The sequence below is a fragment of the Deefgea tanakiae genome (genome assembly GCF_019665765.1).
Lineage (GTDB): Bacteria > Pseudomonadota > Gammaproteobacteria > Burkholderiales > Chitinibacteraceae > Deefgea > Deefgea tanakiae.
Genome location: NZ_CP081150.1, coordinates 988,879 through 1,012,546 on the forward strand (window position 1 = coordinate 988,879; position 23,668 = coordinate 1,012,546).

The 23,668-nt window shown below is 49.7% G+C and carries 20 protein-coding genes, 1 tRNA gene and 1 riboswitch; of the genes, 15 read left to right on the forward strand and 6 right to left on the reverse strand.

What is annotated here, in order from left to right:
• Positions 1-208: 208 nt before the first annotated feature.
• From K4H28_RS04735 to K4H28_RS04755, 5 genes are all read right to left on the reverse strand, one after another.
• Complete coding sequence (locus tag K4H28_RS04735; RefSeq protein WP_221007243.1) at positions 209-619, reverse strand: DUF1353 domain-containing protein; 411 nt, start codon at positions 617-619, stop codon at positions 209-211.
• 1 nt (position 620) lies between these two features.
• Positions 621-1,100, reverse strand: coding sequence for a DUF4231 domain-containing protein (locus tag K4H28_RS04740; protein WP_221007244.1), 480 nt, complete (start codon positions 1,098-1,100; stop codon positions 621-623).
• A gap of 174 nt (positions 1,101-1,274) precedes the next feature.
• Complete coding sequence (locus K4H28_RS04745) at positions 1,275-2,300, reverse strand: cytochrome d ubiquinol oxidase subunit II (protein ID WP_255573621.1); 1,026 nt, start codon at positions 2,298-2,300, stop codon at positions 1,275-1,277.
• Position 2,301: 1 nt separating this feature from the next.
• Positions 2,302-3,636: a cytochrome ubiquinol oxidase subunit I gene (locus K4H28_RS04750; RefSeq protein WP_221007245.1), complete on the reverse strand. Its 1,335-nt coding sequence runs from the start codon at positions 3,634-3,636 to the stop codon at positions 2,302-2,304.
• A 5-nt stretch (positions 3,637-3,641) separates the two neighbouring features.
• Complete coding sequence (locus tag K4H28_RS04755) at positions 3,642-4,211, reverse strand: GbsR/MarR family transcriptional regulator (protein ID WP_221007246.1); 570 nt, start codon at positions 4,209-4,211, stop codon at positions 3,642-3,644.
• Positions 4,212-4,399: 188 nt separating this feature from the next.
• Positions 4,400-4,732: riboswitch (cobalamin riboswitch) on the forward strand.
• A gap of 133 nt (positions 4,733-4,865) precedes the next feature.
• On the opposite strand from K4H28_RS04755, the gene K4H28_RS04760 reads away from it, so the two are divergent.
• The 13 genes from K4H28_RS04760 to K4H28_RS04820 all read left to right on the forward strand — a co-directional run bounded on the left by K4H28_RS04760 (position 4,866) and on the right by K4H28_RS04820 (position 18,474).
• A complete protein-coding gene (locus K4H28_RS04760) occupies positions 4,866-6,749 on the forward strand; it encodes a TonB-dependent receptor domain-containing protein (RefSeq protein WP_221007247.1) in 1,884 nt (627 codons plus the stop codon).
• Positions 6,750-6,770: 21 nt separating this feature from the next.
• Positions 6,771-7,709, forward strand: a complete 939-nt coding sequence (gene cbiB, locus K4H28_RS04765) for an adenosylcobinamide-phosphate synthase CbiB (RefSeq protein WP_255573622.1) — start codon at positions 6,771-6,773, stop codon at positions 7,707-7,709.
• Positions 7,706-8,725 carry a threonine-phosphate decarboxylase CobD gene (cobD, locus tag K4H28_RS04770; RefSeq protein ID WP_221007248.1) on the forward strand — a complete coding sequence of 340 codons (1,020 nt, stop codon included), beginning with the start codon at positions 7,706-7,708 and terminating at the stop codon, positions 8,723-8,725. Before cbiB ends, cobD begins: the two co-directional genes overlap by 4 nt.
• Positions 8,726-8,741: 16 nt before the next feature.
• On the forward strand, positions 8,742-9,530 hold the full coding sequence (locus tag K4H28_RS04775; protein ID WP_221007249.1) for an ABC transporter substrate-binding protein: 789 nt from the start codon (positions 8,742-8,744) through the stop codon (positions 9,528-9,530).
• Positions 9,527-10,123, forward strand: a complete 597-nt coding sequence (cobO, locus tag K4H28_RS04780) for a cob(I)yrinic acid a,c-diamide adenosyltransferase (RefSeq protein WP_255573623.1) — start codon at positions 9,527-9,529, stop codon at positions 10,121-10,123. The genes K4H28_RS04775 and cobO overlap by 4 nt, the downstream gene beginning before the upstream one ends.
• Entirely contained in the window at positions 10,120-11,544 is a 1,425-nt protein-coding gene (locus K4H28_RS04785; RefSeq protein WP_255573624.1) for a nucleotide-binding protein, read from the forward strand. The genes cobO and K4H28_RS04785 overlap by 4 nt, the downstream gene beginning before the upstream one ends.
• Before the next feature lie 249 nt (positions 11,545-11,793).
• On the forward strand, positions 11,794-12,675 hold the full coding sequence (locus K4H28_RS04790; RefSeq protein WP_221007251.1) for a cobalamin-binding protein: 882 nt from the start codon (positions 11,794-11,796) through the stop codon (positions 12,673-12,675).
• Positions 12,672-13,682: a FecCD family ABC transporter permease gene (locus K4H28_RS04795; RefSeq protein WP_255573625.1), complete on the forward strand. Its 1,011-nt coding sequence runs from the start codon at positions 12,672-12,674 to the stop codon at positions 13,680-13,682. The genes K4H28_RS04790 and K4H28_RS04795 overlap by 4 nt, the downstream gene beginning before the upstream one ends.
• Positions 13,679-14,446, forward strand: a complete 768-nt coding sequence (locus tag K4H28_RS04800; protein WP_221007252.1) for an ABC transporter ATP-binding protein — start codon at positions 13,679-13,681, stop codon at positions 14,444-14,446. Before K4H28_RS04795 ends, K4H28_RS04800 begins: the two co-directional genes overlap by 4 nt.
• 137 nt (positions 14,447-14,583) lie before the next feature.
• Positions 14,584-14,895 (forward strand): hypothetical protein, encoded by a 312-nt coding sequence (locus K4H28_RS04805; RefSeq protein WP_221007253.1) that lies wholly within the window; start codon positions 14,584-14,586, stop codon positions 14,893-14,895.
• Positions 14,896-15,098: 203 nt separating this feature from the next.
• Positions 15,099-16,667 carry a GGDEF domain-containing protein gene (locus K4H28_RS04810; protein ID WP_221007254.1) on the forward strand — a complete coding sequence of 523 codons (1,569 nt, stop codon included), beginning with the start codon at positions 15,099-15,101 and terminating at the stop codon, positions 16,665-16,667.
• A gap of 99 nt (positions 16,668-16,766) precedes the next feature.
• A complete protein-coding gene (locus K4H28_RS04815) occupies positions 16,767-18,224 on the forward strand; it encodes a cobyric acid synthase (protein ID WP_221007255.1) in 1,458 nt (485 codons plus the stop codon).
• Positions 18,225-18,398: 174 nt separating this feature from the next.
• Positions 18,399-18,474 (forward strand) — tRNA-Thr (locus K4H28_RS04820).
• A 408-nt stretch (positions 18,475-18,882) separates the two neighbouring features.
• On the opposite strand, the gene K4H28_RS04825 is transcribed toward K4H28_RS04820, so the two are convergent.
• Entirely contained in the window at positions 18,883-19,821 is a 939-nt protein-coding gene (locus K4H28_RS04825) for a helix-turn-helix transcriptional regulator (RefSeq protein WP_221007256.1), read from the reverse strand.
• 246 nt (positions 19,822-20,067) lie between these two features.
• Between K4H28_RS04825 and K4H28_RS04830 the strand changes: the two genes are divergently transcribed.
• Both K4H28_RS04830 and K4H28_RS04835 read left to right on the forward strand, forming a co-directional pair.
• Positions 20,068-22,146 (forward strand): TonB-dependent receptor domain-containing protein, encoded by a 2,079-nt coding sequence (locus K4H28_RS04830; RefSeq protein ID WP_221007257.1) that lies wholly within the window; start codon positions 20,068-20,070, stop codon positions 22,144-22,146.
• A 162-nt stretch (positions 22,147-22,308) separates the two neighbouring features.
• Positions 22,309-23,604: an MFS transporter gene (locus K4H28_RS04835; RefSeq protein WP_221007258.1), complete on the forward strand. Its 1,296-nt coding sequence runs from the start codon at positions 22,309-22,311 to the stop codon at positions 23,602-23,604.
• Positions 23,605-23,668: the final 64 nt, after the last annotated feature.

The following is a 23,668-nucleotide window of genomic DNA, read 5'->3' on the forward strand; positions in this document are numbered from 1 at the left end:
CGGGCGAGATGATGAAGTTGATCTTAAAGTTGACTCTTCGCTGAATCAACAAAGGTACTAGCAGTATGCCGCATGATGGTCAATTGAGGATTAATTTTCTAGTAAGCAGCGCAATTTAGTAAAGTGGATTTGTTGTGCGTTTAATTGTGAGAGCTTTAGTCGTTCACTTGCTGCGCGATGGTCGAATTGGTTTTCTTTGATGTTGAATTTAATGGCGCGGATTAAGAATGATTAAATCGTTTTGGGCATGGTTATGCCCAAAGCAGCGCACACAGAAATAGACCCAGCGCGCTAAAAGTGGATTCATCCCATCGGCCAAGCAAAGTGTGTACAAAAGGCGGTCTGCCGCCAATCGGTAGCTTAATGGCAGGTGTTGTTCTCGCATCAATTGATAGAGCGCATCGTGAATCAGTGATGCGCGGATAATACTGCTGAAATCAGGCATCGGGCCGCTCGCACCATCCCATGAGTAGGCGGCATGAAGGATAAGCTGACCTTGTTTGTTGAGCTGGATAAATCGGGTATTGATTTCTGGCGCATTATCCCATTCGGTTTCAAAGATATACTGTTTGGCAAGTGTGTATTTGTAATCGCGACGTTTTTTGTAGTGCAGCTGCATTTTAGGCACCTTGCCGTTCGCTAATGGCATCGTACCAATAATGAATATTGCTTTCGGTGATGGCTTGATAGTCGTTGATGATGGTTTGTAGCGTGGTGTCTTCAATCTCTTGCAGATCGCCAGTGAGATAAATCAGTCGATCCCGAATCGATTTCAAACGTAAATTGGTCGCGTTATTACGCATCCAATATTCTTCGATATTCAAAAAACTAGAAATTCCACCCAAAAACGTCATGATCGCGCCTAAAACGAGGGCGATGTTTTTGGCATGCGGCTGCAATCCGGCGACATCCAAGCCCAACACGATGGTCGTGCCCGTCGCCAACGCTAGCATTGAGAATTTGAGGCAATACGTTGTGCGTTTGAGATTTTTGCTTTTGGTTTGGCTGTATTGTTGATACTTCAGAATTTTACTGAGTAAAAAACGCACTTTGAGATTGGGGTGTTGTTTGAGTACCGTTTGAGTGATTTCGTGATCCATGGCGCGGTAAATTCAATAAAAAGCCATCATATCAGCCGTTGAATCAATCTGAATGTTTACGCATTGCTCACGTCGCATCAATGCAACGTGTCAGTCTATTGTTTTCTGTTCTAAAAAACAGAGCAAAAAAAGGCGACTTGATGTCGCCTTTTAAAAATGAAATAAAGATTAGGCCTATTGATAGCTCAATTCACCCGCCTTGCCCCAGAACACACGATAAGAGTAAATCGTGTAGCCAAAAATCGTCGGTAGCACAATCGCCGCGCCAGCCAAGATAATCGATAACGCTTCAGTACTGCTGGCGGCCTGCCAGATCGTCAGTTGGTCGATGACCAGATGCGGAAAAATACTGAATACCAAGCCAAAAAACGCCAGTAATACGATGCCAACGGTGGCGGCGAACGGTAGCCAGCACCACCGGTCGTTGCCTTGTGCTTGGCGGGCTGCAATGCGCGGTAGGCTGTAGGCGATGACGGCAAATAAAACTGCAGTAAAAATCGGCACTGGCGCGAGTAAAAATACATTCGGCACCGAAAACCACAGCGCAAATACACGTGGGCTAATCCACGGCGTGGCGACCGAAACCAACACGGTCGCCAGCGCGGCAAAGCCCAGACTAAATTGTGCCCAGCGCACGGCGCGCATTTGCAGTGAGCCGGTTGATTTAATCATCAACCAACCCGCACCGAGTAGCGCATAGGCGGCGGCAAGGCTCAAACCCACTAACATTGCAAACCCCCACGCGCCCCAACCCTCGGCAAAGCCGGTGATGTAGCGACCGAGCATCACGCCTTGTGATACGGCGGCGAGCAATGAGCCGACGAAAAACAGCGTATTCCACATCGCTTGGTGATGCGCTTTGGCTTTAACGCGAAAATCAAAAGCAACGCCGCGTAAAATGAGACCGAGCAACATCAACGCAACGGGCAAATACAACTCTCCCAAAATGATGCCGTGCGCCAATGGGAACGCAACCAGCAGTAAGCCAACCCCCAACACCAACCACGTTTCATTGGCATCCCAAAATGGCCCAATCGAGGCGATCATTTTGTCTTTTTCTGAGGTATCTTTCTCTAGCTCAAGCAATATGCCTACGCCGAGGTCATACCCATCAAGTATGACGTAGGCGAACATCGATACCACCATCAGCCCAGCAAAAATAACAGGTAGCCAGTAGGCCAGATCAATATTGGCTAACATATTAGTGCTCCCCAGCAGGCTGGCCTGCTTTTTTGGCTAGATAAAACACGACAGATACATAAGAAATCAGCAAGAACACATACAAAGCCAAATACATCAGCAAAGTACTCAAAATCATACCGCTACCGACATGCGAAGCAGCATCTTTGGTCAGCAAGACGCCTTGCACCAACCACGGTTGCCGCCCGATTTCGGTCACATACCAGCCTGCAACAGTCGCCACCCAGCCGCTAAACGTCATGCCAATCAATACTTTATTCACCAAAGGCGACAAAGTATTGGTGCGGCGCAATTGCCACGCGGCGAGCCAGCTCGTCAATAGCATCAACATGCCAACGCCAACCATCACGCGGAAACTCCAAAAAACCTTGGCAACGGGCGGATGCTCGGCAAATTCATTCAAGCCGCGAATTTCGCCATTTAGTTCGTGTGTCAAAATCAAGCTAGTTACTTTAGGAATGCCAATCGCAAAGTCATTGCTGCGTGTTTCAGCATTCGGTAGCGCAAATAACAAGAGTGGTGCGCCACGCTCGGTTTCCCAAATGCCTTCAATCGCGGCGATTTTAGCCGGTTGATGTTTAAACGTATTAAGTCCATGCATATCGCCGACCAAAATTTGTAGCGGAATCAGTATCGCCGCCAAAGCCACGCCAGTTTTCATCGCAGCCAATACGGCATTGGTGCGTTGGCCGATGAACCAGCGGTAAGCCGAAATGCCTGCGACTAAAAATGCAGCCGTTAAACCCGAGGCCAATAACATGTGCGTTAAGCGATAGGGCATCGATGGATTGAAAATCACCTCCAGCCAGCTGGTTACATGCGCTTGGCCGTTAATCATTTCAAAACCGGTTGGCGTTTGCATCCAAGAATTCAATACGATAATCCAGAACGCTGACAAGGTCGTTCCGCCCGCGACCAGCAGGGTGGCGAAAGTATGGACGCGGTTGCTGACCTTTTTTTGCCCAAACAGCATGATGCCCAGAAAAGTCGCTTCTAAGAAAAACGCGGTTAACACTTCATAAGCGAGCAAGGGGCCAGCGATATTGCCGACGGTTTGCATGTAACCAGGCCAGTTGGTACCAAACTGGAAACTCATCGTAATGCCGCTGACTACGCCGAGCGCAAACGTCAGCGCAAAAATCTTCACCCAAAAGCCATACGCTTCTTGCCATTTTTGATCGCCAGTAGCGTTAAAGCGCAGTTTGAAAAACAGCAAAATCCAACCCATAGCGATGCTGATGGTTGGAAATAAAATGTGGAAGGTAATATTGGCGGCAAATTGGATACGCGCCAAAACAATGGGATCGAGCAGGGAAGAGGCAACATCGGGCGACATGATGATTATTCCTTCGTGATTTCACTGCCACCCATAAAGGTTGGCAATTTTTGTTTGAATTCTAGAAATTTTTGCACTTGCGAGCCCAGCTTCATCAGTGTTTTTAAGGTGTCCACATCCAAGCGCTGCATATCGGTGAACCAACTGGTAGTTAGGTCAATCAAATCGTGCATTTCTGCCATGCGCGCTTGTGCGTGCTGGTCGGCATCGTTACTCGGCTTTTCAAGCAGCGCACCGCGCAGCATTGTCAGCGTTGGGTCGACTTCACGTTTTTTGCGCTCTTCAGCCAGCGTTTGAAAAATCGCCCACACGTCTTCCGGCGTTGAATAGTATTCGCGGCGATCGCCGGGCAAATGTTGCAGCTTCACCAAACGCCATGAGGTCAGCTCTTTGAGCCCCATGCTGACATTCGAGCGCGAAAAACCCAGCGCCTCGGCCATTTCATCGGCGTTCAGCGGTTTTTCGCTCACATAAAGCAGGGCGTACATCTGGCCGACTGTGCGATTAATGCCCCAATGGCTGCCCATTTCGCCAAAGTGCAGCACGAAAGATTGAACGAGTGGAGTGAGGTTCATGTATGTTTTGAATTTTCAGTAATTTGTGAAATTTGATATGGATCATATTCTTACTGGGCGTTGGCTGCAATTGTGGATGAATGTTTGCGGTGATTGTATTTTTCTATGTGATCGATAAAGAATGCCTAATTACGTGGCTTTGATGCGCTAGTCATATTCAAGACAGGTAAGTAAAAACACTTTCGGCTACAATGCGCGCCATTCAAGGTGATTTGCCGTGTGAGCGGCGAATTTAAACGGGAAACAGGTTCAAATCCTGTACTGCCCCTGCAACGGTTTTTCAGTGTGGGTTGATCACAAAAAATAAGTTTAAAAATGCTGTGCATCCCGCTATAGCGGTTCGCGCGGTGCTCGGAGTCCTCATGTACCTGCGTACATTCCGGCTTCTGTGCTCCGGGCTCTCCGCTCTATCGGGCGCTCGCTATTTTTAATTCTTATTTTTAGCCACTGTCCATTTGAGATGGGAAGGCGATCAATCAAGTCTGATCAGTCCGGAGACCGGCCTTGTGTCAACTCGCGCGTCGAGTTGAATTTTTACGCATGGCAGGGAGGCCGTGGCGGAATACTCTGTATCGTTTTTTACGATGTCGATTTGTTCTGCGCGGTTTCCAGCTTTAATCGCAATACGCAACGGGCGTATTGCTGGGGAACCTAATGAATATCAGTTTTACCAAATCATACCTACTTGTTTTATCTGCACTCTCAACAATGCCTGTATTGGCTGAAGTCACGCAACTGGAAGATGTTGTCGTTACGGCGACGCGCATTGCGCAACCCGCCCGTGAAGTGATTGGCGATGTGACGGTGCTCGATCGTGAAGCGATTGCTGCGCAAGGTGTGTCGAGTTTGCCAGAAGTCTTGGCTCGTCAGCCAGGGATTCAAATGAGCAGCTCGGGTGGTCCAGGCAAAGCGACTTCGGTATTTATGCGCGGTACCAACAATGGTCAAACCTTAGTGCTGATTGACGGCATTGTGTATGGTTCGGCGACTTTGGGTAGCGCTTCACTGCAAAATATTCCAGTGAATCAAATTGAAAGAATTGAGATTTTGCGCGGCCCAGCAGCCAGTCTATATGGCGGTGGTGCAATTGGTGGTGTGATTCAGATTTTCACCCGCCAAGGTTCGGCTGGGTTTAAGCCGAGCGTAGAAGTCGGTTACGGCAATTACAATACCATCGACGCTAAAGCATCAGTGGGTGGCGGTAATGACAGTACGACTTATTCGATGACGGTGGCGCATTTTCAAACCGATGGCACCAATGCGATTGTTAATCCAAAACATACTAGTTTTTACGCAGATGATGATGGTTATACCAACAGCAGTTTATCGTTCTCAGCGCAGCATAAAATCAATCAAGATCATCAAGTCGGCTTAAGCGCTTTGGGCGCTTGGGGTGAAAATCATTACGATGGCAGTTTTTTGACCAAGTCATACAAAAATGTCGCGCAAAGCTATGACTACCGTGATGAAAGCTTTAACGGTAGCGGTAATGTTTGGCTCAAAACCCAATTTACACCGAACTGGCAAAGCAAATTGCAAGCGGGCGCTAGTGTGGACGATAGCAAGAGCTACACACCTGTTTCAGAGAAAAACTATGCCGATGTAACGGCCAAAATTAAAACCCAACAAAACCAACTTTCTTGGATGAACGACGTCAAGATGTTGGGCGGCAATGTGCAATTGGGCTTGGAAACGCTAGAGCAAGAAGTCAGCGGCGATACGCAATTTGCAGTCGATCATCGCCGCGTCAATAGCGCCTTGGCGGGTTATTTGGCGCATTACGCTGATTTTACGGTGCAATTAAATGGCCGCAGCGATGACAATTCTCAGTATGGTCGCCAAAACACAGGTACGGTTGGCTTGTCTTACCAAATCAATGATGACTGGGTGATTGGCTCGACGATGGGCACGGCATTTAAAGCGCCATCGTTTAATGATTTGTATTGGCCAAAGCAAGGCAATCCAAACTTGAAGCCTGAAGATTCAAATAGTAAAGAAGCCTTTATTCGTTTTGCGACCAACAATTTGAATGCCTCGGTGACCGCTTATTACAACAAAGTGAATAACCTCATCGCTTGGGCGCCAACCTCAACTGGCGTGTGGCTGCCGAGCAATATTGGTGAAGCTCAGCTCAAAGGCGTTACGCTCACGAGCGATTGGCAATCTGAAATGTATATCGCGGGCTTTAGCTACGATTATTTGAATGCCGAAGATGCAACTGCGGGCAGCCAAACGAAAGGCAAGCAATTAGCACGTCGCGCGAAAAATTCAGGTTTAGTGTATGCCGGTTTGCAAAGCAAAGTTTGGACTGCTCGCGTTGAAGTTCAGGCACAAGGTCAGCGCTATAACGATGCTGCCAATAAGCAATCATTGGCAGGTTATGGTTTGACCAATATCGCGGCAAGTTGGCAGTTTGCTAAAGACTGGTCGCTAAATGCGCGGATTAATAATGTGTTTGATAAAGAATATGAAACCAGTAAAGACTACGGCAATTTGGGCGTGAATGGTTTGCTCAGCGTGCGCTGGTCACCGAAGTAATTGGTTATAAACGCCGTGTTCTTGCTTAATCCACTTACTTTTCTGGCCGCCTTGTTATTCGGGCTGGCCATCGAGTGGCTGTTCGGCGAGCCACGGCGTTGGCATTTGCTGGTGGGCTTTGGCCGACTCGCAAATGCCATTGAACGTGCAATGAATAAAGGAAGGATAGGTATTGCGATGGGGGCTATTTCTGTAATGGTCTTGGTGGTAATACCTATTTTTGCTTTTATGGTGTTGCGAACGTATGCTCAGAGTTGGGCATGGGTTTTAGATGGTTTGGCGCTGTGGTTTGCACTCGGCGCAAAAAGTCTGTTTGCGCATGTGCGAGCGATTGCGCAGCCTTTGATGCACGGTGATTTATCAGCGGCTCGAGTGGCCTTGAGCATGATTGTGAGCCGAGATTGCGCGCAATTGACTGAAACCGAGGTTGCCAAAGGTGCAATCGAATCGAATTTAGAAAACGGCGCCGATGCGATTTTTGCCACGCTGTTTTGGTTTGCACTATTCGGCGGCGCGGGTGCGCTGCTGCATCGATTGAGCAATACGCTGGACGCAATGTGGGGTTACCGTACGCCACGCTTTAATGAATTTGGTCGTTTCGCGGCGAGGCTGGATGATGTACTCAATTACATTCCCGCCCGATTGGTAGCGATTTCTTATGCCTTCCTCGGTAACACACGGCAAGCGGTGCGAGCTTGGCACACGCAAGCGCCGCTGTGGGACAGCCCGAACGCAGGCCCGGTGATGGCCGCTGGTGCTGGTGCGCTGAGTCTGACTTTGGGCGGCAATGCGATTTATCACGGCCAAGTCGAGGTGCGCACGCCACTTGGTTTTGGCCCCGCACCGCAAGCGATCGATATTGAGCGCAGCCTTCGCTTAGTGCAAAAAACACTGGCTCTGTGGCTACTTTCTTGCGTAGCCTTGCCGGTATTGATGTTGTTATTTCAGGAATGGCTATGAATCAAGCACCGCGTCACGGTGGTAATCTGCAAAATTTGATGCGCAATTTTGGCGGTACGCTCGCCGATTGGATCGATTGCTCAACCGGCATCGCGCCGTATTCATTTCCGTTACCGGCCATGCCGGTGGAAGTCGCGCAGCGTTTACCACATCCTAGTCCTGAGTTTTTAAGCATTGCCGCGAATTACTACGGCAGCGATCAATTTCTAACAGTCGCTGGTTCGCAAGCGGCGATTGCGGCATTGCCGCTATTGCGTCCGCGCTGCAAAGTCGGCGTATTGCGCGCTGCGTATGCTGAGCATGCTTGGCGTTGGCAGTTGGCAGGGCACACCGTGGTGGTGCTGGATGTGAGCGAAGTTGAGTCAGCAGCAACGCAGCTCGATGTGCTGATTCTGGTCAATCCCAATAATCCAACGGGTTTACTGTGGTCGCGGGAACAATTGCTGGTGCTGCACCAATCGTTGGCGCAACGCGGAGGCTGGTTGATTGTTGATGAAGCGTTTATCGATGTTGAGCCTAGCCAAAGTCTGTGCGCTGAGGTGGGCGTTGCGGGTTTGATTGTTCTGCGCTCAGTGGGTAAATTTTTTGGCTTAGCCGGTGTGCGTTTGGGCTTTGTATTTGCAGAACTGGCTGTGCGTGAGCAACTGGCAAAAATCATCGGCCCGTGGGCAGTGAGTGGCCCTGCGCTGTGGGCAGGGGAGTTGGCACTGGCTGATATAGCTTGGCAAAACGAGCAGCGTAAACGCTTGGCGAAAGATGCATTGTGGTTGACCGCTTTGCTAACCGACGTTGGTTTGCCGCCTACGGGCATTCATCCCCTGATGCAGTTTTGCCCGACTGAACAGATCGATCAATGGGGGTATGCATTGGCAAGCAATCGTATTTATAGTCGCCCATTTAATACCCAAGATATCGGCATCGATGCGATTCGTTTTGGCGCGGTGGCGGTGTCGCAGCGCGATGAGTTTGAGCGTCGATTGCGCAGTGCTGCGCAGCAAGTGAATCCAAAAGCATAATTTACGAGGGTTGGTGATGAAAGGGCCGCAGCGAATTGCTTGCTTAAGTAGTGAAACGGTTGAAGTGCTCTATGCATTGGGGCAAGAACATCGCATCGTGGGGATTACCGCGTTTGCGCGCCACCCTGCGGGCGTCACCAAAAAACACCCGATTATTTCAGGCTTTTCTACCGCCAAAGCCGACAAGATTTTTGCGGTTGAGCCTGATTTGATTTTGGCTTATTCCAGCTTGCAGGGTGAAATCGTCAAGGAATGCATTTTGGCGGGTTATGAAGTGCATTTTTTCAATCAGCGCAGCATCGCAGGCATTTTTAAGATGATTGAAACCTTGGGTTTGCTGCTGAAATGCACTGAGCGTGCCAACGCTTTGATCGCTCAATTGCAAGCGGAAATCGATGCAGCCAAGTTGGAGGCCACCCGGTTTGCGATACGCCCCAAAGTTTATTTTGAAGAGTGGCATACACCGCTCTACACCGGCATTCATTGGGTGTCTGAGCTGATCAATATTGCTGGTGGCGACGATGTGTTTGCAACGATCGCCCAGCAGGTGAGCGCCAAAAATCGAACTGTCTTACCCGAACAAGTCATTGCCGCCGCGCCGGATTTGATTTTGGGTAGCTGGTGCGGGCAGAAATTTGAAACTGAAGTCGTCAAAGCGCGTGCCGATTGGCAAACTATCCCTGCCGTACAGCACAATCAAGTCCATGAAATCGCCAGCGAAGATTTGCTGGTGCCCGGCATTACCGCCATCACGCGCGGCCTGCCGCTGATTCAATCTTATATTCGGAGTTTTCAATCATTATGAACGCAGAAAAAAACGCCCGTCACGCCGCGCGCATGGCGCGTAAAAAAGCCATTATCGACGCCCACATTGCTGAAGCGAATATCGACACTGGCATCATGATTTTGCTGACAGGCAACGGTAAAGGTAAATCATCATCAGCCTTTGGTATGGTCGCGCGCGCTATTGGTCATGGTTTGAAAGTCGGCGTGGTGCAATTTATCAAAAACCGTACCGACACCGGCGAAGAAGCATTTTTGGGCAAGCATTGCGAATGGCATGTAATGGGAGATGGTTTTACTTGGGAAACGCAAAACTTTGAAGCGGACAAAGCCCGCTCAGAAAACGCATGGGCGATGGCGGCACTGATGCTAAATGATCCAAGTTACGACGTGGTGGTGCTCGACGAGCTTACGTATTGCTTGTCATACAAATACCTCGATAAAGAAACAGTTTTGCACGATTTGGAATCACGCCCCGAGATGCAACACGTCGTCGTCACCGGCCGCGCCGCGATTGCCGAGTTGCATGAAATTGCGGATACGGTGACGGTGTTGGGTGATGAAAAACACGCCTACAAGTCGGGTATCAGAGCTCAAAAGGGTTTGGAGTGGTGAGCTGCGCACAGGTATTACTCGTTGCCGCGCCTTCTTCAGGCTCAGGCAAAACCACCATCACTGCGGGCCTCGCTTGGTTGTATCGTCGCCAAGGAAAACGCGTCAAAGTCTTTAAATGTGGCCCCGATTTTCTTGATCCCTTGATGCTGGGTTTTGCCAGCGGCGCGCGGGTGGATAATTTGGATTTATGGTTGGTTGGCGAAGGTTTATGCCGCCAAATGCTCGCCGAGGCTGCGCGCGATTTTGATGTGATTTTGATCGAATCGGTGATGGGTTTATTTGACGGCGAGCCGAGTACGGCAGACTTGGCGGTGAAATTTGGCTTACCCGTGTTGGCGGTGATTGATGCCGGTGCAATGGCGCAGACCTTTGGCGCGTTGGCGTTTGGCTTGGCACATTACCGTGCAGATTTGCCATTTTATGGCGTGCTCGCTAATAAAGTGGCGGGCGAGCGGCATGCGCAGATGCTGCAGGAATCAGTACAATTCCTGAGCAAGGAGCGCGAGAGTGCGTCGCGAGCCATTTGCGGGCAAGAAAAATCCGCAGCGAAAACTGAGATAGTACAAGAAGTACAGCGAAGTTTGAGCGAGGATTTGACGCAGCCAGCGAATGGCGCAGTAGCTCTATCGCGCTCCGTTTGGATGGGGTGGGTGGGTAAAGTCGAACCACTGCCCGAGCGGCATTTGGGCTTGGCGCTGCCTGAAGAAATTCCTGATTTAGCCGCCAAACTCGATGCGGTGGCTGATGCGCTGGCTAGCCAGCCGATTGCGCACTTGCAATCAAATGTTGAATTTTCCGCGCCGATTTCGAACGACATTCAGCCATTGCTGGCGGGTAAACGAATTGCGATTGCGCGTGATGCGGCGTTTTGCTTTATTTATCCGGCTAATTTAGCGTGTTTAACCGCCTTGGGTGCGGAACTGAAATTTTTCTCGCCGCTGGCGCATGAGTCTTTGCCCGAGTGCGATGCGTTGTGGTTGCCCGGTGGCTATCCTGAACTCCACGCTGACTCGCTGGCCGCGCATCCGACTATTTGCGCGGAACTGGCGCAGCATGTGGCAGTGGGTAAGCCGATCTGGGCTGAGTGCGGTGGCATGCTGGCGCTGTGCGAGAGCCTGACTTTAGTGGATGGTTCTGTCAAACCGATGTGGGGTTTGTTGCCTGCGCAAGCGGCGATGCAAACGCGCTTGGCCGCGCTGGGTGCGCAAAGTTTTAATCTAGGGGAAGGAGACGTTCGTGGCCATACTTTCCATTACTCCAAGCTCAGTACGACATTGACGCCAGTTGGGTATGGCTCGCCATGCCGCTTAGGCTCTAGTGGTGAAGCACTATACAAGCATGGGTATATTAAGGCCTCTTATATTCACGGCTGGTTTATGAGCCATCCTGCGGCGACGGCTGCTTTGTTTGGTGCGGTTTAATTCAATTCGGCTCGGGTTTTGATATGGCTTGTTAGGGGAGCTGATGAACTCCTTCCCCATTGACGGGGGACGGTTGGGATGGGGGTGGAATGGCTGATTTAAGGATAGACTTAATATTTCACCCTCACCCTAGCCCTCTCCCGTCAAGGGAGAGGGGACAAAAACATCAAGACAACACGCTGATTACGATTAACTGAAAACGACTTGTTGCGATGGCTTTTGCCAAAGATTTACTAATTTGGAAATGAAATGCGTTTGATATTGCAATTGAAATTGACCGTTGCTGCTTTTGTCTTGTGTGCAGGAGGAGCAAGCGCGGCCGTGAGCGTCAAAGACGACGTCGGCACGACAATTACGCTGGCGCAGCCCGCAAAGCGCATCATCAGCCTTGCCCCGCATGTGACTGAAGATTTATTCGCCATTGGCGCGGGTAAATTGATTGTGGGGGCGGTCAATTACAGTGATTATCCACCCGAAGCCAATCAAATCGAGCGCATTGGTGGTTATAACGGCTTTGATTTGGAGCGAATTCGTGCGCTCAAGCCTGATTTAATAATTGGCTGGGCCACGGGTAATCCGCAGCGCCAACTTGATCAAATCAAATCACTGGGTATTCCCGTGTTTTTGACGTTCTCCAAAAAAATGAGCGATGTGCCAGGCGTTTTAGAGCGTTTGGGTGAATTGACCGCCAATCAGGCTGGCGCAGCGGTGGCGGCGAAGCAATTTCGTGATCAATTGGCGCTTTTGGAGAAAACCTACGCAGGGCGCAAGCCGGTGCGCGTGTTTTATCAAATCTGGGATAGGCCGCTAATGACCATCAACAACACGCAGATTATTTCGGACGCGATGCGGGTGTGCGGTGCGGTGAATGTGTTTGGGCATTTGCCCGATTTAACGCCTAAAGTCGATGTTGAGGCGGTCTTGGCGGCCAATCCGGATGCCATCATGACCAGCGGCGAGCCTGGCGTAAAAACCGATTGGCTGGCGTCTTGGCAAAAATGGAAAAATCTAAAAGCGACTAAAAATAATCATTTCTTTGTATTGCCCAAAGACAGCGTCAATCGCATGGGGCCGCGATTGGTGGATGGCGCGCGCGCGATGTGTGAAGCGGTTGAAAAGGCGCGGCAATGACTGCTGGTCAAACATCCGCTCGGACATCTGCCCGCCTGACGCCCAAAAAAGCCGCCGCGACGCTGAGTATTTTGGGACTGTTCATGTTGCTCACGGTCGCGGCCAGCCTCTGTTTTGGTTCGACAACCTATCGGCCGTGGCAATTGTGGGGTGGGGCAGATGAAGCGGCGCTGGCGCGCGATGTAGTGTTGGAATTACGCTTGCCCCGCACATTGGCGGCGCTGGCGGTTGGCGGCTTGCTCGCCTTGGCGGGCACATTGCAACAAGTGTTGCTCAGGAATCCCTTGGCCGATCCATATATCTTGGGTACTTCTGGCGGGGCGAGTGTGGGTGCGTTGTTGGCGCTATTACTGGGGGTGGGTACTTTGGGCGTGAATGCGGCGGCGGGAACCGGTGCTTTGCTCAGTATTCTGATTGTGTTTTTGTTGGCGGGGCGCGATCACTCGGCGACGCAAACCCGACTGCTATTAACTGGTGTGGCGCTGGCTGCATTTTGTGGTGCGCTCTCGTCCTTGCTACTGAGCATGGCGCCCGATGGTTTGCTGCGCGGGATGATTTTTTGGCTGATGGGCGACTTGGCTGGGGCGCATTGGCAGTCGGCCACTGCGGTACTGCTCGTCTTGCTGCTACTGATTTGGCCTTTGGCGCGTGAGTTAAATATTATGGGTATGAGCTCAGAAGCATCCTTTTCTCTAGGCTTGAATCATATACATCTAAGGTGGATTTTGTATTTTGCTGCCGCATTGGCCAGCGCCTTAGCGGTGACTACCGCTGGCATGATCGGCTTTGTTGGTCTCATCGTACCGCATGCATTGCGCTTGGTAATTGGCCAAGATTTGCGGCTTTTATTGCCCGCAGCGGCCATTGCAGGCGGCATTGTGCTGTTGATTGCCGATATTCTGGCGCGTACCTTGATCGCGCCACAGCAATTGCCGGTCGGTGTCGTGATGGCTTTGCTCGGTGTGCCGGTATTTTTGTTTTTGCTCAGTAAAAGGGCGCAGCGATGAGTTTGCTACAAACCCAAAATTTGAGCCTAAAACAAGGCGAGCGCATACTAATTGCGGGTCTGAATTTGACGATCGGCACGGGTGAAGCGTGGATTGTTTTGGGCGAAAATGGCTGCGGCAAAAGTACGTTGTTATCCGCCTTGGCCGGCTGGTTTAAGCCTTATGGCGGGGCTGTTATGCTAGGCGGTCAAGCCATCACACAGGTCGTTCCCGCGCAGCGCGCGCTAGCGATGGCTTGGCAAACACAGCAAGACGAATGCCCGTTTCCGTTGACCACACTCGAAAAAACATTAACTGGTCGCCACCCGCATCTAAGCCGTTGGGAGTGGGAGAGCGATGCTGATTTAGTGCTGGCGCAGCAGCAATTGGCGCGGCTGGATTTGGCCGATTTCGGTGCGCGTGATTTGGCGAGTTTATCGGGTGGTGAGCGCCGTCGCGTGTCGCTTGCCACCGTGCTTACGCAGCAAGCGCCGTTGTTGTTGCTTGACGAGCCCCTGTCGCAACTCGACTTGCGCCATCAGCAACAAGCTCTGGGTGTACTGCGCGAAGAAGTGCAAGAAGGCCGCAGCATTGTTATGGTCAGTCATGACCCCAATCATGCGGCCCAGTTTGCGACTCATGCTTTGTTGTTATTTGGTAATGGAGAATGGCAAGCAGGGGTATTGGCTGATGTACTCAACGCAGAAATGCTCAGCAAGCTATACCACCATCCTGTATTTGAAATGCAGCAGGATGGGAAAAGCTGGTTTGTGCCTATTGCTTAAGTAATCAACAGTAGATTTATTCAGGAAATAATTGAAGATACCTTCGAGAAAAATTGATATTTATTTAAGTTTTGTCCGCCTAAACTCCCTAAGTACACGGTTAATTTAGAAAAAGAAAATTAAATACGGGATCAAAGGTGGATAAAGTGAATGAAAATATGATCGATATCGGCGGTATTCGTTTTAATGGATTGGATATTAAAAAATATTGGGTAGATTCTGAGTCAGCCGAAGAAAAGAAGATTAGATATTACTATCAAGATAATCACTACTTAGGTAGTGTTTTTTCTTTACTGATTGCTGGATTGGTCAGCACATTCCTTTCGCGAAGAAAAAACAAACCGCCACGAAAAAAATATCTCCATATCAGAACCCGTCAAAATGTGGCATACAGCTTTTCTGAAGATGAAATTAATATCAATGATACCGTTTTGAAATTAAAGACGTAGCCAACTCAATCAGTCGCGAAAATCTTTCGTATGTAGATTTTCGCTGTGTTGGCAGTCGCATTGCTTTCAGCATTCACCCCCAATTGCCATTATCTGCGGCAGGCATGAATAATTTTGTGACTATATGCCCATTGCATCAAGGCGAGATTGATCGTAAATGGCGTAGAATGTCGCCTTCCTTTGGGTCTCTTTGCTATTTATCCATGCCTGCTCTGACTATTCGTAAGAAATTAATGACTTTGCTTTCGTCTTGGCAAGCGTATTGCCAAGCTCCCAATGAAGAGCATTTCGTCGAATTTGCTTTGGGTGTCAATACTTTAGCCGAGTTGCTGCGCGCAGGCCCAAGCTTGGGTTTGGCGCGGATGAGTCATGATTTAGAGCAAGATGCACTGGCTTTGTTTAATACGCCCGATAGCCACCCGATTTCGTTTGAAGCGCAGGCGCGCTTGGCGGAGCAGATTGAAAACTTGTCACAATTGATCAAAGGTGATGTGCTGGCCACACAGCCCGAGCGTCGTCAGCAGGCTGATGCTGCGTGCTATGAGGCGAAGAAAGCGTCGATTGTTTTACTGTCGGATCAGCCCTCGCAATGGCAGGATTTGATTGCACAGTTGGGTTATTTTGGCTTGGCAATTGATGTACTGAGTTGGTCATCTGCACCGCAGCAATCGCAGGCTTTGTTGTTGCTTGATTTAAAATTTACCAATGATTGGCCTGCGCGGCTTAGTGTCTTGCGCGCCGCCAATCCGGCTAGCCAGATGATCGCCTTGGGGCTGAATTCTGAATTTAATTTGCTGCACCAAGCGCTGCAATTGGGTTGTGATCATTGTTTTGTGCAAGACATGAGCTTGCCAGCAATGGTGGCGCATATTTTGGAGTTGCAAAGCTGCCAAAATGAAGAGCCGTATCGGGTATTGATTGTCGACGATTCCTTGACCGCGCACGCGATGATACGCCGCGCTTTGGCTGATCAAGGTATCGAAACACAGGCCATCATCGACCCGCGCTTGGTGATCGAGCGCATGCACGAATTTCAGCCTGATTTGTTGCTGCTTGATATGTATATGCCCGATTGCACTGGCGTTGAGGCGGCGCGGATTATTCGTCAACATCCAGAATTTTTGTCGATACCGATTGTGTATTTATCGGGAGAAACCGATTTGGGTTTACAGGTTGAGGCGCTGCGCTTGGGCGGCGATCACTTTTTAACCAAGCCCTTCAATCCGGTGTTTTTGAATGCGATTGTGAATAGCAAAATCGAGCGTTATCGCACTTTGCGGCGCTCGATGTATCACGATAGTTTGACGGGTTTGCTCAATCATACAACGAGTAAATCGCATTTAGATTTGATGCTCGAGCAATGCCGTGCGCAGCAACGGCCACTGTGCGTGGCCATGCTCGATTTGGATCATTTTAAGCAAGTTAATGATAGCTACGGCCATCCGATTGGCGATCAAATCATTCGCAGCTTGGCATGGTTGCTCAAGCAGCGAGTGCGGCAAGGCGATATTTTGGGGCGTTATGGTGGCGAAGAATTTATTCTGGCCTTGCCCGGCGCCAGTTTGGCTGTCGGGCATAGTATTTTGGAGCAAATTCGCCAAGACTTTGCGGCGATTCGTCACCCCTTTGGTGATGGCTATTTCCAGCTGTCGTTTTCTTGCGGCATGGCGGCATATCCAGCGATTGAACACAGCGATCAATTGATTGAGGCCGCCGACCAAGCACTCTATCGCGCCAAACGGGCAGGGCGTAATCGAATTGAGTGTGCTTAACTTGATCTAGTTTTGAGTTTTTTATCGGGGTATTTTAGTCAGGCTATTTATTATAAAAGGCTAGGCTGAAATACCCTTTATTGTTTATGGAAGGGCTATATGCCAACGTTGATGATTCAAGGCTGTACCTCGGATGCGGGTAAGTCCACGCTCACCGCCGCGCTGTGTCGTTTGTTGCAACGGCGTGGGATTTCGGTTGCGCCATTCAAGCCGCAAAACATGGCGCTCAATTCAGCGGTAACGCAAGACGGTGGTGAGATCGGCCGTGCGCAAGCCGTGCAGGCCTTTGCCTGCGGACTCGCGCCGCATACCGATATGAATCCGGTCTTGCTCAAACCATCGAGTGATTGCCGCGCGCAAGTGATCATTCAAGGGAAATCAATCGGCAATCTGGATGCAGTGGATTATCACGACTACAAAAAGACCGCCAAAGCCGCGGTGTTTGATTCATGGCATCGTTTGGCGAGTCAATATGATTGGGTGCTAGTCGAAGGGGCGGGTAGCCCCGCCGAAGTGAATCTAAGGGCGGGCGATATCGCCAATATGGGTTTTGCCGAAGAAGCGGATTGCCCGGTGTGGCTGGTGGCCGATATTGATCGTGGCGGCGTTTTTGCGCACTTTGTCGGTACGCTGGCGTGCTTGAGCGAGTCGGAGCAAGCGCGAATTAAAGGCTTTATCATTAATCGCTTTCGCGGTGATATCGCGCTGCTGCAGCCGGGCTGCGATTGGCTGGAGTCGAAAACGGGTAAGCCGGTACTCGCCGTTGTGCCGTATCTGCATGGCTTAGACATTGCCGCGGAAGACGCGGTACCGAGGACGGCCAGTGGCAAGGAGGGCGACTTCAGTATTGTGATTGCCACTCTACCGCATATTTCGAATCACACCGACTTTGACCCGTTGCGGCGCATTACAGGCGTCAATTGCCGATTCGCCAATCCGAATCAACCGCTGCCCAAGTGTGATTTATTGATTTTGCCCGGCAGCAAAAATACCCAAGGCGATTTGGTATGGCTGCGCGAGCAGGGTTGGGATGCGCAAATCGCACAGCATTTACGCTATGGTGGCAAATTGCTCGGCGTCTGCGGCGGCTATCAAATGCTGGGTGAGACAATTATTGATAGTGAATGTATTGAGTCGCAGCAATTATCAAGCAATGGCTTGGCTTATATACCCATGAGTACTCGTTTAGAGCCAGAAAAACAACTCCGCAATGTAGTTGGGCAATTTATTTCAAATGGCACGGCTGTGGCGGGTTATGAAATCCACTTAGGGCAAAGTGAAATTTGCAGTTCTGAATTTACGCCACTATTTCAACTGAGCGATGGCCGTAGCGATGGTGTCATCTCACCCGACGGACAAATCATCGGCACTTACTTGCACGGACTATTCGATCAACCAGAAGCCTTAGCGCATTTAATGCAATGGGCTGGCTGGCACGGGGCAGGGGTGGATCTACCCGATGCCGATGTCATCTTAAATCGTGAAATTGATCGACTTAGCGATGCGATTGATGCGGCAATGGATTGGCGGAAGGCGGGCGAGGCAGGTTGGCTGTGATGTGTTGTTTAATTTAAAACACGGTAGCGTAGCATTTGCTATGAGCGCGTTTCAAAGGAGAAAGTTTTTCTCCTTTGAAATCAATGTGTAGACAGGCTTGAGAGAAAATAGTTGAAATATTTTAAACAAACCCCTTGCAAGCCGCAGAAACGCTAGGTATTATGCACGCCTGTTGCCGATGTAGCTCAGTTGGTAGAGCACCTGACTTGTAATCAGGGGGTCGCGAGTTCGATTCCTGCCGTCGGCACCAACAAATTCAACGACCTAGCGCGAAAGCGCTAGGTCGTTTTATTTTGTCCAACGCACTCCCAGCATTCTGCCAAACAACTCCCTGCAATACATCCCAACACTCACTTCAAAACATGCCATGTCACCAACATCATGATGATGTCTTGGCGTAGCTTTTTGCATCAACGCGACGGGCCATTTTGTTGTCAATTATGGTCGATTATTGTCGGTAATCGGTCAGTGAATCGCCCCGATTTTCTAGCCCCTGCCAAAGCGTTTGAAATACTGCTTTTCATACTCCACTGGTTATAGCCCATTATTGAAACTATGGCGGCGCTTGGGGTAGCGGTCTGGCATTGCTGCGATTGCTTTCGTCGGGCTTGAGATTTGAAAAATAAAATTTATCCGCATTAAAATTAATGAATATCTTTTATTGCGTAGATAAAAATCTGCGCACGTCTTTTGGTAATTGGCCAAATTGGCGTTTAAATGCCGTCGCAAAGTTAGCGGGGTTATTGTAGCCAGCAATCATCGCAGCATCGGTTACGTTTAGCCCTTGTAATAATTGCTGGCGTGCGAGTTCTAGTTTGTAATGCCGCAAATAAGCGAAAATACTCGTTCCAGTTTTTAATTGAAACTGTTTTTGTAATGTGGTCGTGTTGCTGCCGACGGCTTGCGCCATTTGCCGTAGCGACCATTGATCCGCCTCTCCGCTGCGTAACATTTCTAGCAGCGTATGAATACGTTGCTCGGCACGATAATCTAGTTGTGCTGGCAATTGGTTCGCAATCGGCTCAAGACCTAGCATTAATAGTTGTAATGCATCTGATTCTCTTTGCAATTTGTGTAAATGATCGTTTTTACCCATGCACATGAGTAAATTGTTACTCAAATGCTGAAGTCGAGGGTTAGCGGCCCACTGGTGATGTGCCAGATGTTGCTGGCAAAATTTTTCAGTGGTTTTAAAGCTGGGTATTTGGCTGTAACCACCGTCTTCAAACCATTCTGAGCTAATACTTAGCACGATTTGTTTTTGCTTTCCTAGTGCGAGCATCGCCCGGCTGTAGGGTTCTGGTTCTTGAGTGGCGAGTAAGAAGCAACCATTTTGTCGGGCATAAACACCTTGGATTATGTCGCCTGTATTCATGGCAATGTCCCCTTGCAACATAATGATTAATTTAATGCCCGGCATAAACTGTGCGTGACTTTGCACTTGCTGTGTTAGCTCGATGTCGCTGCAATGCAGGGTGAGTGTGTTATGAAATTCTTCATAAAAAACGCGCCCCGCTAACACGGGCTTGGGCTGCTCTGCCCAGAGTTGCACGTGGTTGCCGTCACGTTGTGATTTGAGGCTGGCCATTTCAAGCATGGATAAAATCCCATCGTATTTTCATATTTAAACTTCCATTTGATCGCGCTCTTTTTGTAAATCAACGCTCGTTCGGCACGCATACCACTTCATGCAAACAGATCCAAAAAAACAACTCAAATGACATTTTCCGCAAAGAAATGATTGCCGCGCGCAAAGGTTTGTTTACGAGGTTTCTGGCACAATTCCCATTGTAATGATATTCATTCTCACTTGGTAGTGCCATTTATTGCAAAGGAACACGTTATGACTTCGCGGCCAACATTCATCCATTTTACTTTACGGCCAATTCCATTATTGCTAGGGGCCTTGTTGGTCGCTCCTGCGACGACTTACGCTGACGACATCGCAGTTTTAAATCCAGTGGTCGTCACTGCAGCAGGTTTTGAGCAGCAAATTCGCGAAGCGCCAGCCAGTATTTCTGTGATTACAGGCGAAGAATTACGGACAAGGCCATTTAACAATCTGGCCGATGCGGTACGAAATATTGAAGGGATTAGCGTTACGGGCTATACGCCCAACGATAAAGACATCCAAATTCGCGGTTTGCCAGGCGAGTACACGCTTATCTTGGTCGATGGTAAACGCCAAAATACGCGCGAGACGACCAATCGTGGCTCGGGCGGGGTGCAGGCATCATTGATCCCACCGTTGGCGGCGATTGAACGGGTTGAGGTTATTCGTGGCCCGATGTCGTCCTTGTATGGAGCAGATGCAATGGGCGGTGTGATTAATATTATTACGCGCAAAGTCGGTAAAGAATGGCAAGGCACAGTCGGCGTCAATGGCACGCTGCAAGAAGATTCTGCCTACGGCAATACGGCAGCGGGTGATTTTTGGTTAAGTGGGCCGTTGAAGGAAGGTTTGTTGGGCTTACAAATTTTTGGTAACTATAGCGATCGTGCTGAAGATTCGATTTATTACCCGAGCAATGGCACGACAGGTGCTTTTGGCACTAAAAACACCAATGTCGGTATCAAGCTAACGCTAACGCCAACTGAAAACCAAGATTTTATTTTAGAGGCGGGGCGCAACGAGCTGACCTACGACAGCACGGTAGGCAAAACGAGTACCAAGGCGCTGGGGAATTTAGAAAATGTCAATTCACGTGACAATATCAGCCTGACGCACAATGGTCGCTGGGGTTGGGGCTTAACGTCGATGGCCTTGTATCAAGAAAAAGGGACCGAAACCAATACTAAAAATGGCGTTGATGAGCGTGCGCCGCGCGAGATTACCAACACCACTTTTGATGGTTTCGTGACCTTACCATTTGATCGGCATGTTTTGAAGTTCGGAACGCAACTTATTCGCAATGAGTTATCCGGTTTGGCCAATGAGTTTCCTGTGGCAGGCCATGCCGTCAGTCCCAATGATGCCAGCGCGAAATCATGGGCATTATTCTTAGAGGATGAATACGCCTTAACCAATCAACTGTCGTTGACCGGCGGTTTGCGGATGGATGATTCTGACTTGTATGGCTCGCATTGGAGCCCACGTTTATATGCCGTATATAAATTGAATGACTTTTGGACTGTGCGCGGCGGTGCAGCGACGGGGTTTAAAGCGCCTACGCTACGGCAAACCACAGCGGGTTATTGCATGACCACGGGGCGAGCTAATACAGGATTGCGGCCGGGCTCATTGTGCGGCAATCCGAATTTGAAGCCAGAAGAAAGTACGACGCAGGAACTCGGCGTTCGTTATGACGGTAGCCAAGGCGAATCATTCTCGCTGACCATCTTTAACAATGACTTTGAGAATAAAGTTGTTAGTTATGACACCGGGAAAAAAGACCCGCGTAATAAAAATTACAATATTTATGTTTACGACAACCTCGATGAAGCGGTGATTCGTGGTGCTGAGTTAGCCGGAAATTGGCCAATTAACCGTCAATGGGCCGTTTCGGGTAATTACACCTATACGTACTCCAGTCGCGAAGGCGGTAAAGAGCCAGCGTATAACGGCAGCTCTCTCGATGGTCAGCCGCTCAGCCGAACGCCTAAGCATATGCTCAATGCGCATGTGGATTGGACTCCGACGGAAAAATGGTCAAATTACTTGCATGCCAAGTACTCCGGTGAGGAGGTGTTTGCGGGTTTCCGTAATGGTGCAATGAATACCCGAACCCGCCCTGGCTCCCTCACGTTTGATTTGGGTGCGCGCTACACCGTCAACAAGCAACTGAGTGTGAGCCTGGCGGTGTTGAATTTGACCGACAAAATCGTCGATGTGGATACGCGAACTCGCGAAAAAGGTTTGGATGGTAATTGGATGGTCGATGAAGGTCGTCGTTACTGGATGAAAGTGGATACAAACTTTTAATTTCTTAGCTGTTTGAAGGCCTACATCGTCAACGAACTCTAGGTGGCGGCGATCAAGAAAAACTTGATCGCCATCATTGAGTAAAGCTTGCTTGGCATCGGCTAGAGAATTGTTTGTGTTTTTTGCCTCACCTTCTACAAACGCCTACAGGGCCGTTAATCAATGAGTTTGCAACCGTCCATGCCGTCAACGCCACATCAAGAGCGAATCTTGTTATTGATACTGGCGGGAATTCAATTTGCGCATATTCTCGATTTTATGGTGCTAATGCCGCTTGCTCCGCTGTTAATGAAAAATTTAAGTATCAGCACGCAGCAGTTTGCATTACTAGTGTCGATTTATACGCTGGCCGCTGCGTTTAGCGGGATTTTTGCCGCAACGTTTGTCGATCTGTTTGAGCGAAAACGAGTCTTGTTGGTGTTTTTTAGTTTATTTGGCTTATCGACTTTTTGGTGCGCATTAGCGGGTAGTTTTGAAACGCTGTTATTGGCGCGAGCTTTGGCGGGCGCTTTTGGTGGTGTGCTCGCAGCAATGGTGCAAACGATGGTCGCCGATCTGATTCCGTTTGAGCGGCGCGGCAAAGCTAGCGGTTCGGTGATGTCGGCAACTGCGGTGGCTTCGGTAGTGGGGGTGCCATTGGCGTTGTTGCTGAGTAATCTGTTTGGTTGGCGAGTGCCTTTTGCCGCCATTGGCCTATTGACCTTGGGATTTTTTGTTTTGGCGGTGTTGCGCTTGCCGACTTTGCGCACTCACCTGTCTGCAGCAGAGCAGAGCGCTTGGCGTCAGCCATTTGCCAAAATGACAGCAGTATTGAAAGAGCGTAATCATCGTATCGCCATCTTATTTATGGCTTTGGGTGGTGGGTCGACCTTTATCGTGATTCCCTATGTCGCGCTGTATTTAAGCAGCACGGCGGGTCTGGATGAATCGCAGATTCCACTGGTTTATGCCATTGGTGGTATAGCGAGTTTTTTTAGCGCGCGGCGCATTGGCAGGTTGGCCGACGAGTGGGGCAAAGTGCGCAGCTACCGTATCGTCGCCTTGCTGTCGATTATTCCTATTTTCATTTTAACGCATTTGCCCGTCGTGGCACTGGGCTGGGTATTGCTGGTCACGACAGTGTTTTTTGGTCTCGGGCCCGGTCGTGCGGTGAGTGCAATGGCGATTACGATTTCAGCCGTCAAGCCTCCGCTACGCGGCACGTTTATGTCGCTCAATGCGGCGATTCAACAGTTGGCCTGCGGTGTTGCCGCCTATCTGGGCAGCTTGCTGATCAGCCAGCAAGACAATGGTGTAATGGTCGGTTTTGGTCATGCGGGTTGGGCCGCGATTGCGATTACTGGTTTAACCATTTATTTGTCGGGTCAAATTCAAATGCATCAAATCCCAACGCTTGCGGTGAGTACGCAAGCGGCGTCGCCAGACGCTGAGTTATTGGTCGTGAAGGCAAATCAATAATCATGTTTTCAAACGTATACCACAGAGAGGCTACGCCCTTCTGCGGGTTCGGAAGGAGGAACAG